1 protein-coding gene is annotated in these 266 nt (G+C 38.3%); it reads right to left on the bottom strand.

The features are described from left to right. Positions 1-34: 34 nt before the first annotated feature. Positions 35-266, bottom strand: a 232-nt coding sequence (locus tag C1G53_RS00070) for a BMP family ABC transporter substrate-binding protein (RefSeq protein WP_153046617.1), incomplete at its 5' end; no start/stop codon positions are given.

Here is a 266-nt window from a genome sequence, read left to right as displayed (position 1 = left end):
GGTCGCCGAATCGGAATTGTCGAAAAGAAATTCATTAAGGTTTTTCAGGAACTTCTACTTTGCCATCCAAAATTGCTTGTTTAGCATCTGCAACTGCTTTAGAAGCATCTTCTGAAAGATTAGTTTCTGCCAATTCAACACCTTTATCTTTCAATGAGAATTGAAGTACTTGACCGCCAGGGAAATCACCTGCAGCTGCCTTAGTTGCAATATCTTTAACCGAAGTACCAACTTGTTTCAATGTTGAAGCCAATACAAAGTTAGAA

This window comes from Streptococcus suis (genome assembly GCF_002960445.1).
Classification (GTDB): domain Bacteria; phylum Bacillota; class Bacilli; order Lactobacillales; family Streptococcaceae; genus Streptococcus; species Streptococcus hyiners.
Note: the sequence above shows the minus strand (reverse complement) of the source record. Positions and strands in the feature narration are given on the sequence as shown.